Source organism: Saccharopolyspora sp. 6M (assembly GCF_020176775.1).
GTDB lineage: Bacteria > Actinomycetota > Actinomycetes > Mycobacteriales > Pseudonocardiaceae > Saccharopolyspora_C > Saccharopolyspora_C gregorii.
This window is the reverse complement of record NZ_JAIUJZ010000075.1, coordinates 38,456-48,776: the sequence shown is the minus strand read 5'-3', so window position 1 is coordinate 48,776 and position 10,321 is coordinate 38,456. Positions and strand designations below refer to the sequence as shown.

At 69.5% G+C, this 10,321-nt stretch carries 7 protein-coding genes; 5 read left to right on the top strand and 2 right to left on the bottom strand.

What is annotated here, in order from left to right:
• Positions 1-140: 140 nt before the first annotated feature.
• The 3 genes from metH (at position 141) to LCD31_RS12335 (ending at position 6,433) form a co-directional block, all read left to right on the top strand.
• The gene (gene metH / locus LCD31_RS12345) at positions 141-3,734 is read left to right on the top strand and encodes a methionine synthase (RefSeq protein WP_224958134.1); all 3,594 of its coding nucleotides are present in this window, start codon (positions 141-143) and stop codon (positions 3,732-3,734) included.
• A 122-nt stretch (positions 3,735-3,856) separates the two neighbouring features.
• Entirely contained in the window at positions 3,857-5,317 is a 1,461-nt protein-coding gene (ahcY, locus tag LCD31_RS12340; protein WP_224958132.1) for an adenosylhomocysteinase, read from the top strand.
• Between the two features lie 222 nt (positions 5,318-5,539).
• On the top strand, positions 5,540-6,433 hold the full coding sequence (locus LCD31_RS12335) for a mycobacterial-type methylenetetrahydrofolate reductase (RefSeq protein ID WP_224958129.1): 894 nt from the start codon (positions 5,540-5,542) through the stop codon (positions 6,431-6,433).
• 314 nt (positions 6,434-6,747) lie between these two features.
• Here the strand turns inward: LCD31_RS12335 and mmuM are convergent, their stop codons facing one another.
• Both mmuM and LCD31_RS12325 read right to left on the bottom strand, forming a co-directional pair.
• Positions 6,748-7,677 carry a homocysteine S-methyltransferase gene (mmuM, locus tag LCD31_RS12330; protein ID WP_224958127.1) on the bottom strand — a complete coding sequence of 310 codons (930 nt, stop codon included), beginning with the start codon at positions 7,675-7,677 and terminating at the stop codon, positions 6,748-6,750.
• Between the two features lie 54 nt (positions 7,678-7,731).
• Positions 7,732-7,956, bottom strand: a complete 225-nt coding sequence (locus LCD31_RS12325; protein WP_224958125.1) for a hypothetical protein — start codon at positions 7,954-7,956, stop codon at positions 7,732-7,734.
• A 170-nt stretch (positions 7,957-8,126) separates the two neighbouring features.
• Here LCD31_RS12325 and LCD31_RS12320 point away from each other — a divergent pair, with 170 nt between their 5' ends.
• Positions 8,127-9,128: a Scr1 family TA system antitoxin-like transcriptional regulator gene (locus tag LCD31_RS12320; RefSeq protein WP_224958123.1), complete on the top strand. Its 1,002-nt coding sequence runs from the start codon at positions 8,127-8,129 to the stop codon at positions 9,126-9,128.
• Between the two features lie 63 nt (positions 9,129-9,191).
• On the top strand, positions 9,192-10,184 hold the full coding sequence (locus tag LCD31_RS12315) for a phosphatidylinositol-specific phospholipase C (RefSeq protein ID WP_224958122.1): 993 nt from the start codon (positions 9,192-9,194) through the stop codon (positions 10,182-10,184).
• The last annotated feature ends 137 nt before the right edge of the window (positions 10,185-10,321 follow it).

The window sequence follows — 10,321 nt, the reverse complement described above, 5'->3', positions numbered from 1 at the left end:
CGCACCCCCGCCGCCCGGTTTTTTGGCTCTTTTTGTTCTTGTTGTGGTGGGGGGGGGGGGGGGGGGGGCCCCCGCGGCCCCCCCCCGGCGAGCACACTGGGTTCGGGCGTGGCGCAGGTAGCGTGGGAAGAGGCAGCGAGATGAATGGGGTCAACACGAACGGCGGCGACGGCTCGGGGCGCGACCCGAGCGGATTCTTGACCGCGCTCCAGGAGCGCGTGCTCGTCGCGGACGGCGGCATGGGTACCGCGTTGCAGGCCTACGACCTGTCGTTGGACGACTTCGCGAACCTCGAGGGCTGCAACGAGATCCTGAACGAGACCCGGCCGGACGTGGTCTCCGGGGTGTACCGGAGCTTCTTGGAAGCCGGTTCGGACGCGATCGAGTCGAACACGTTCGGCACGAACCTCGCCAACCTCGGCGAGTACGGCATCCCGGAGCGCATCCGCGACCTCGCGGAGAAGGGCGCCCGGCTGGCCCGGGAGGCCGCCGACGAGTACGCCACGGCCGACAAGCCGCGCTTCGTGCTCGGTTCGATGGGGCCGGGCACCAAGCTGCCCACCCTCGGTCACGCGCCGTACGCGGACCTGCGCGACGCGTACGTCGAGAACGTGCTCGGCATGATCGACGGCGGCATCGACGTGGTCCTGGTGGAGACCTCCCAGGACCTGCTGCAGACCAAGGCGGCGATCGTGGCCGCCAAGCGGGCGATGGAGCAGACCGGCCGCTGGCTGCCGATCATCGCGCAGGTGACGGTGGAGCAGACCGGCACCATGCTGGTCGGCTCCGAGATCGGCGCCGCGCTCACCGCGCTGGAGCCGCTGGGCATCGACCTGATCGGCATGAACTGCGCCACCGGCCCCGCCGAGATGAGCGAGCACCTGCGGGTGCTGGCCCAGCACGCGCAGATCCCGATCTCGGTGATGCCGAACGCGGGCCTGCCCGAGCTCGGCCCGAACGGCGCGGTGTACCCGCTGCAACCCGACGAGCTGGCGACGGCGCTGGCCGGCTTCGTCACCGACTTCGGCGCGCGGCTGGTCGGCGGCTGCTGCGGCACCACCGGCGAGCACGTGCGCGCCGTCTCCGAGGCCGTCGCCGAACTGGCCCCGCAGGCGCGCACCCCCGAGGTGATCCCCGCGGTGTCCTCGGTGTACCAGTCGGTGCCGTTCGAGCAGGACGCCAGCATCCTCAACGTCGGCGAGCGCACCAACACCAACGGCTCCAAGAAGTTCCGCGAAGCGATGCTCGACGGCCGCTACGAGGACTGCGTGGAGATCGCGAAGGCCCAGACCCGCGAGGGCGCGCACATGCTCGACCTGTGCGTGGACTACGTGGGCCGCGACGGCGCCGAGGACATGCGGGAGCTCGCCAGCAGGCTCGCGACCGCCTCCACGCTGCCGATCATGGTGGACTCCACCGAGGCCGACGTGATCCAGGCGGGGTTGGAGCACCTCGGCGGGCGCTGCGCGGTGAACTCGGTGAACTACGAGGACGGCGACGGGCCGGACTCGCGGTTCCAGAAGGTGATGGCGATGGTGCGCGAGCACGGCGCCACCGTCGTCGCGCTGTGCATCGACGAGGAGGGCCAGGCCCGCACCGCCGAGTGGAAGCTGCGGATCGCCGAGCGGCTCATCGCCGAGATCACCGGCACCTGGGGCCTGGACGAGTCGGCGATCATCATCGACTGCCTGGTCTTCCCGATCACCACCGGTCAGGAGGAGGTGCGCCGGGACGGCATCGAGACCATCGAGGCCATCCGGGAGCTCAAGCGCCGCCACCCGCGGGTGCAGACCACGCTGGGCCTGTCCAACGTGTCGTTCGGCCTGAACCCGGCCGCGCGGCAGGTGCTGAACTCGGTGTTCCTCAACGAGTGCCGCGAGGCCGGCCTGGACTCGGCGATCCTGAACGCCTCCAAGATCCTGCCGATGAGCAAGATCGACGAGGAGCAGCGCCAGGTCGCCCTGGACCTGGTCTACGACCGCCGCACCGAGGACTACGACCCGCTGCAGAAGCTGATGCAGCTGTTCGAGGGCAAGACCGCGTCCTCGGCAGGCGCCTCCCGCGCGGAGGAGCTGGCGAAGCTGCCGCTGTTCGAGCGGCTGGAGAAGCGCATCGTCGACGGCGAGCGCAATGGCCTGGAGGCGGACCTCGACGCCGCCATGCAGGAGAAGGCGCCGCTGCAGATCGTCAACGAGAACCTGCTAGCGGGGATGAAGGTCGTCGGCGACCTGTTCGGCTCCGGGCAGATGCAGCTGCCGTTCGTGCTGCAGTCCGCGGAGACGATGAAGACCGCGGTGGCCTACCTCGAACCGCACATGGAGAAGGACGACTCCGGCGGCAAGGGCAAGCTGCTGCTGGCCACGGTCAAGGGCGACGTGCACGACATCGGCAAGAACCTCGTCGACATCATCGTGTCCAACAACGGCTACGACGTGGTCAACATCGGCATCAAGCAGCCGGTGAACGCGATCCTGGACGCGGCGGACGAGAACAAGGTCGACGTGATCGGCATGTCCGGCCTGCTGGTGAAGTCCACTGTGATCATGAAGGACAACCTGAAGGAGATGAACGAGCGCGGCATCGCCGAGAAGTACCCGGTGATGCTGGGCGGCGCGGCGCTGACCCGCTCGTTCGTGGAGAACGACCTCGACGAGGTCTACCAGGGCGATGTCCGCTACGCGAAGGACGCCTTCGAGGGCCTCAACCTGATGGACCGGCTGATGGCCATCAAGCGCGGCGACTCCCCGGAGATCAGCGAGGCCGAGGAGGCGAAGAAGGCCGAGCGCAAGGAGCGCCACGAGCGCTCCAAGCGCATCGCCGAGAAGCGCAAGGCCGAGCAGGGCCCGCTGCCCGACCTCTACGACGACACCGTCCGGTCCGATGTGGACGGTGACGCTCCGGTGCCGACCCCGCCGTTCTGGGGATCGCGCGTCGTCAAGGGCGTGCCCACCGCCGACTACCTGGCGCTGCTCGACGAGCGCGCCACGTTCTTCGGCCAGTGGGGGCTGCGCGGCGCCCGCAAGGGCGAAGGGCCGTCGTACGAGGAACTCGTCGAATCCGAGGGCAGGCCGCGGCTGCGCTACTGGATGGACGAGCTGGCCACCGCGGGCATCCTGCAGCACGCCGCGGTCGTCTACGGGTACTTCCCGGTCGTCACCGAGGGGAACTCGGTGATCGTGCTGGACAAGGAGGAGCCGGACGCTCCCGAACGCACCCGGTTCACGTTCCCGCGCCAGCAGCGCGACCGCAGGCTCAGCCTCGCCGACTTCTTCCGCACCAGGGAGAAGGCGCTGGAGACCGGGCAGGTCGACGTGCTGCCGATGCAGCTGGTCACGATGGGCCAGCCCATCGCCGACTACGCCAACGAGCTGTTCGCGAAGAACTCCTACCGGGACTACCTGGAGATCCACGGGATGGGCGTGCAGCTGACCGAGGCGCTCGCCGAGTACTGGCACCGCCGGGTCCGGCGGGAACTGCTGTGGTCCAGCGGCCGCGCGGTGTCCGAAGAGGACCCGTCGGATGTGACCGAGTTCTTCAAGCTCGGTTACCGCGGCGCTCGCTACTCGTTCGGCTACGGCGCCTGCCCCGAGATCGAGGACCGGGCGAAGATCGTCGAACTGCTGGAGAGCGAACGCATCGGCGTGGAGCTGTCCGAGGAGTACCAGCTGCACCCGGAGCAGTCCACCGACGCGATCATCGCCCACCACCCCGAGGCGAAGTACTTCAACACATGAGGCCGCGGGGGCGGACCGCAGGGCCGATCACCGGCGGTCCGCGCGCGTGCCGCGGAAAACCCGAGCAGGGAAAGCGCCCTGACAGGGATGAAACCCGAGCAGGGAACTCTAGAAAGGAAATCATGAGCGCGAAGCTGCAGAAGGCCAACGGCATCGAGTTCGCCGTCGCCGACCTGAGCCTGGCCGAGGCCGGCAGGCACCAGATCCGGCTGGCCGAGCACGAGATGCCCGGTCTGATGGCTACTCGCCGGGAGTACGCGGACTCCAAGCCGCTCAAGGGCGCGCGGATCGCGGGTTCGCTGCACATGACGGTGCAGACCGCGGTGCTCATCGAGACCCTGGTCGAGCTCGGCGCCGAGGTGCGCTGGGTGTCCTGCAACATCTTCTCCACCCAGGACGAGGCCGCCGCGGCGGTCGTCGTCGGCAAGAACGGCACCCCGGACAAGCCCGCCGGCGTCCCGGTCTTCGCCTGGAAGGGCGAGACCCTCGCCGACTACTGGTGGTGCACCGACCAGCTGTGGGAGTTCGGCGACGGCAAGGTCGCCAACATGATCCTCGACGACGGCGGCGACGCCACCCTGCTCGTGCACAAGGGCGTCGAGTTCGAGGCCGCCGGTGCGGTCCCGCAGGCCACCGACGACGACCCGGACGAGTTCAAGGTCGTCCTGGAGACGCTGCGCAACAGCCTGGCGAAGAGCAAGGACCGCTTCACCAAGCTCGCCGCCGAGATCAAGGGCGTCACCGAGGAGACCACCACCGGCGTGCACAAGCTCTACGAGCTGGTGAAGACCGGTGAGCTGCTGTTCCCGGCGATCAACGTCAACGACTCGGTCACCAAGTCGAAGTTCGACAACAAGTACGGCTGCCGCCACTCGCTCGTCGACGGCATCAACCGCGCCACCGACACCCTGATCGGCGGCAAGGTCGCCGTGATCGCCGGCTTCGGCGACGTCGGCAAGGGCTCCGCCGAGTCGCTGCGCGGCCAGGGCGCTCGCGTGATCGTCACCGAGATCGACCCGATCTGCGCGCTGCAGGCAGCGATGGAGGGCTACGAGGTCAAGACCCTCGACGAGGTCGTCGAGTTCGCCGACATCTTCATCACCACGACCGGCAACTTCAACATCATCACCGCCGACCACATGGCGAAGATGAAGCACCAGGCCATCGTGGGCAACATCGGCCACTTCGACAACGAGATCGACATGGCCGGTCTGGAGAAGACCCCGGGCATCAAGAAGGTCGAGATCAAGCCGCAGGTGCACGAGTTCACCTTCACCGACGGCCACTCCATCCTGGTGCTGTCCGAGGGCCGGCTGCTGAACCTGGGCAACGCCACCGGGCACCCGAGCTTCGTCATGTCCAACTCGTTCACCAACCAGACCCTGGCGCAGATCGAGCTGTGGACGAAGCCCGGCGAGTACGGCAAGGACGTCTTCGTGCTGCCCAAGCACCTGGACGAGAAGGTCGCCCGCCTGCACCTGGACGCACTCGGCGTCAAGCTCACCAAGCTGACCAAGGCGCAGGCCGAGTACATCGGCGTCGACGTGGACGGCCCGTACAAGCCGGAGCACTACCGGTACTGATCCGCCACCGCGGACCAGCCCCGCGTGGGCGCCACCGCCCGGACCTCGTCCCGGGCGGTGGCGGCCCCCGCCTGCCACGACAAGACCCGTCGAGGGGTCGGCGCCCTCCCGCTCCCGTCCCTCGAACCCGATTTCCGGTCGCGGTCCGCACGCGCCCGGCCCCCACGCGCGCGGCCGGGCGGGTTCGCGAGGACCCGCGAGGAAGGAAGGCCTGAGGCCGACATGGACACGATCGCACTCGAACTGGCACCGCCCGACCTCGACGGTGGACACGAGAAGGCCGTGGCGGAAGGCCGCAAGGTGGCCGAGAACAGCCGCGCTGCCGGGCTCGCCGACCGCATCGGCCACCTGATGATCCCGGGCATCATCGCCGAGGACGACGACCGCCCGATCGAGATGAAGCCGAAGATGGACGTCATCGACTTCTGGAACGCGGTGCGCCCGGAGATCGGCGACGTGAAGGGGCTGTGCACCCAGGTCACCGCCTTCCTCGACGAGCAGCAGCTCGGCGACCGGCTGGTGGACCTGCGCAAGGCGGGCATGGAGGGCATCGCGTTCGTCGGCGTGCCCCGCACCATGTCCGACGGCGAAGGCGGCGGGGTGCCGCCCACCGACGCGCTCGCCAAGTTCCAGGACGTGGTGCCGAACCGCGGTTCCATCCTCATCCCGACCCGCGAGGGCGAGCACGGCCGGTTCAACTTCAAGTGCGAACGCGGCGCCAACTACGGCATGACGCAGCTGCTGTACTCGGACGCCATCGTCGGATTCCTGCGGGAGTTCGCCGCGAAGACACCGCACCGGCCGGAGATCCTGCTGTCGTTCGGCTTCGTACCGGGCGTGGAGGCCAAGCGCGGCCTCATCGACTGGCTCATCCAGGACCCGGGCAACCCGGCGGTCGAAGCCGAGCAGCGGTTCGTCGCCTCCATCACCGGGTTGAGCTTCGAGGAGCGCAAGCGCAAGCTGCTCGACCTGTACAAGAGCGTCATCGATGGCGTGGCGGGGCTCGGGTTCCCGCTGAGCCTGCACCTGGAAGCCCCGTACGGGTACTCGAAGCCCGCGTTCGAGGTGTTCGCCGAGATGATCGACTACTGGGCGCCGGCCCAGCGGGCGGCCTGAGGGGCCTTTGCTCGGGTCTTCCTCCGTAGTGGGCGGGTGGCGGAACCTCAGCGGCCCCCTTGCTGCGGGATCTTTTTCCCGAGTGGCTCCGCCACGAGGGAAACGCTGTCCTCGCGAGAGAACCGCTGAGAACCCGCGGGTGGGTCGGCTGCATACGTCGTCGGCGGCTCAGCGGCTCCGCCGCTGACGGGAAGCAGATGAGAACGGTGGCGCGGGCTTGATGCCTGGTCGTGCGCCACTCTGGGACCGGCGTTCGGCGCCGCGCATCGAACGGACCGCTCGGCCACTCCCTTGGGCCGAGCGGTCCGTTCTCGTCAGCGCAGGCGTTCGGCGATCGCGGCGATGTCGGCGGGGGACACCCGGCAGCAGCCGCCGACGAGTGCGGCACCGTCGGCGACCCACCGGTCCACCAGCGCCGGGTCGAACCGCGAGGTGCCGGTCCACCGCTGGTGCACCGCGTCCCAGCCCTCGCCGCTGTTCGGGTACACCACCACGGGTTTGCCGGTGACCGCCCGCGCCACCGGCACCGCGCGGGTCGCGTCCGCGGGGGAGCAGCAGTTCACCCCGACCGCGAGCACGTCGTCCCGCCCGGCCACGAGCGCGAACGCCTCGTCCAAGGGCTGGCCGGCGCGGGTGCGCTCCCCGGAGATCGTGTACGACAGCCAGGCCGGGACGCCGAGCCCGCTCAACGCGTCCAGCAGCGCGGCCGCCTCGTCGACGTCCGGCACCGTCTCCAGCGCGAACAGGTCCGGCGCGGCCTCGGCGAAGACCTCCATCCGCGCGCGGTGGAACGCCACCAGCTCGCGGTGCCCCAACCCGTAGCGGCCGCGGTACTCGGAGCCGTCCGCGAGCACCGCCCCGTACGGGCCCACCGAGGCGGCCACGAACCGGCCGGTGCGGTGCGCCGCGGTCTTGCCCACCCGGTGCGGCACCGGCGCCAGGTGCGCGGCCTCCTGCGCGAGCTCCACGCTGCGCCGCATCAGCTCCGCCGCCTGCTCGCGGCCGATGCCGTGCGCCGCGAACCCCTCGAAGCTCGCCTGGTACCCGGCGGACTTCGCGACCTCCGCGCCCGCGGCGAAGAAGTCCTCGTGCGTCGCCACGACGTCGTCCGGCGCGTCCACCAGGTAGCGCGCCGACCACAACCCGCCGGACAGGTCCGCGCCCCGCGCCTCCAGCGCCGTCGCCAGCCCGCCGTCCAAGATCCGCGGACCGCCCGCGACCAGCTCGTCCACCCCGACACCCATACGGGCAAGGTAATCCTTCCGGCGCGCGTGCTCCCGCCGCCCACGTCGCGGCTCTCACCAGGTGGGCTGCCACCCCTCCGCCACGTCGGACTGCTCGGCACGCATCAGCTCGTGCAGGTAGAACGCCCGGTCGGCCAGCTCACCGAGCTGCGCGGTGGTCAGCTCGATCGCCGCCTCTCCCTGCCGCAGCGCCACCGAACGCGGTGTCGCGACGCTCAGCACCACCTCCGCGCTCGCCGGATCCATCTCTGCCGGAATGCGCCATCCCTCGTTCGCCACGCTCGCTCCTCATGATCAACCGATTGCGTGAAGCGCACGCTAGAAGCCTTCCGGCCGGCACGGCAGCCGGTTGCAAATCGGGGTGAGAATCGCTGGTGTATCAGCTGTTTCACGAAGTGTGCCTACGGAACGCGCGGAAGCGGAGGTAGGCCGGTGCGGCGGGGAGCAAGGTGCGTCAGGTGGGGCTGGGCGCGGGTCTGCGCAAGGCCCGCGAGGAATGCCGGATGTCCACCCGATCGGTGGCCGAACGGATCGGTGTCTCGCACACCTCCATCGCCCGCACCGAACTCGGGACGCGGACACCGGAACCGGAAGAGGTCATCGCCCTGTGCGCCGTGTACGGCATCACCGGAAGGCGCCGCGACCAGCTGATCGAGCACGTGGACGGCACCGACTTCAGCACCGCCTGGTTGGCGACCGGACCCGCCACCGCGCAGCAGATCACCAGCCTGGTGGCGTTGGAGACGCGGGCTTCGGAGATCACCGATGTCTCCCTCGGCCTGGCGCCGGGACTGCTGCAGACACCTGAGTACGCCCGCGCCGTCATCGGAACCGGGAACGATGCCGAATGGCTGCTATCGACGAGGCTGGCTCGGCAGGCGTTGTTGACCCGGCCGGACGGCCCGTCGGTGCGCTTCCTCGTCGACGAGTTCGCGCTGCGCCGAGTGATCGGCGGGAACACGGCCACCCGCCACCAGCTCGAGCACCTGAACCGGGTTCAGGAGAACCCGCGAGTCCGAATTCAGGTCGTGCCGCGCGATGCAGGGGTCCACGCCGGGTTGGACGGTGCTTTCGTCGTGCTCGAGTTCCCGGCGCGCGAACCCCACGTGTACGTCGAAGCGCGTCGAGTCGGGCTCTTCCTGACTCGCCCCCCAGGACGTTGGACCCTTCATCAGCGGAGTGGAAGATATCGATTCGAAAGCGCTGTGCGAGCAGAGCTCTGCGAAGCTCATCCGGCGGATCTGCGAGGAACTGGGCGAAGTCTGATGGCTGAGGTGTGGCGCAAGAGCACCCGTAGCGGCTCCAACGGCAACTGCGTCGAAGTGGCCATCGCCCCCGCCGAGACCCGGGTGCGGGACTCCAAGGAACCTGACGGCGCGTGGCTGCGGATTCCGGCGGCGCGGTGGCACGGATTCCTGAACTCGGTGGTGCGCGGGCGCTTCGGCGGGTGAACGGCCTGGCGGGATGTCGCCAGGAGGGCCCGGGAGCGGCGGTGGTGGCGCGATCATCGCCGCATGACCACCGCCTCGACCACCGCCCGCATCGCCGTCACGTTCGCGGCGGCGCTCGCCGTGACCCTCGTGCCCGCCGGGACCGCGCAGGCCGCCACGGCCTACTGCGAAACCCTCACCGACGCCTCGCACCCCGACTGGATGGGCGGGCTGCCCGACGACACCAGCCTCGCCGCGCTGTCCATCCCCGGCACCCACGACACGCTCTCGCTGCACGGCGGCGACATCACCCAGACCCAGGAGGACCACGGCGACAGCGCGGAAACGCTCACCGCGCAGCTCGACGCCGGGGTTCGCGCCATCGACATCCGGGTGCGGAAGGTGGACGACCTGTTCACCATCCACCACGGCACCTTCTACCAGAACGCCAACTTCGCCGACGTGCTTGCCAAGGCCGACGGCTTCCTCGCCGCGCACCCCGGCGAGGCGATCGTGCTGCGGCTCAAGGCCGAGTGCACCGGCGACATCGGGTCCTGCACCGACGAGAACAGCTCCAAGGACACCGCCGAGATCCTCGACTGGTACCGGGACAACGACCCGAACGGCGGGCGGCTGCTCAACCCCGCCGACGACGGGATGCCGGACCTCGGCTCGGTGCGCGGGAAGATCGTCCTCGGCTCGCTGCAGGAAGCGCAGGGCGGGCTCGTCGACGGGTACGGGCTGTCCCAGTTCACCAACGACAACTGGGGCGAGTACGTGCAGGACGAGTACCAGGTGCCGACCATCGGCGACATCGAGACCAAGTGGAACCACGTCCGCGACCACTGGGACAAGACGAACGGCGCCGACTCCGGCGAGATGTTCTGGAACTTCAGCAGCGGATCCAGCCTCGGCGCCGACCCGAAGACCGTGGCCTGCGGCACCGGCGGCATCCGCGGCGTCAACGACCACGCGCTCGAACACCTCGCGGGCAACGACGTGCCGCGCACCGGGGTCGTGCTGATGGACTTCCCCGGCGGGGAGCTCATCGACCAGATCATCGCGCGCAACTCCTGACCCGCGGCGGCACCGTTCGCGCTGCCGGTCGGGTCGTCGGTCCGGTGGTTCGAGCGGCCGATGCTCCAGCAGCAGTTCGTGATCTTCACCTTTCGTGATCGGATTGCTGCTGGTAGCGGCCTGGGGTGGTGCCGGAC

Bases quoted from the DNA above. Each gene is read 5' to 3' on its own strand.
- metH (WP_224958134.1), top strand. From the start codon at position 141: ATGAATGGGGTCAACACGAACGGCGGCGACGGCTCGGGGCGCGACCCG.
- ahcY (WP_224958132.1), top strand. From the start codon at position 3,857: ATGAGCGCGAAGCTGCAGAAGGCCAACGGCATCGAGTTCGCCGTCGCC.
- LCD31_RS12335 (WP_224958129.1), top strand. From the start codon at position 5,540: ATGGACACGATCGCACTCGAACTGGCACCGCCCGACCTCGACGGTGGA.
- mmuM (WP_224958127.1), bottom strand. From the start codon at position 7,677: ATGGGTGTCGGGGTGGACGAGCTGGTCGCGGGCGGTCCGCGGATCTTG.
- LCD31_RS12315 (WP_224958122.1), top strand. From the start codon at position 9,192: ATGACCACCGCCTCGACCACCGCCCGCATCGCCGTCACGTTCGCGGCG.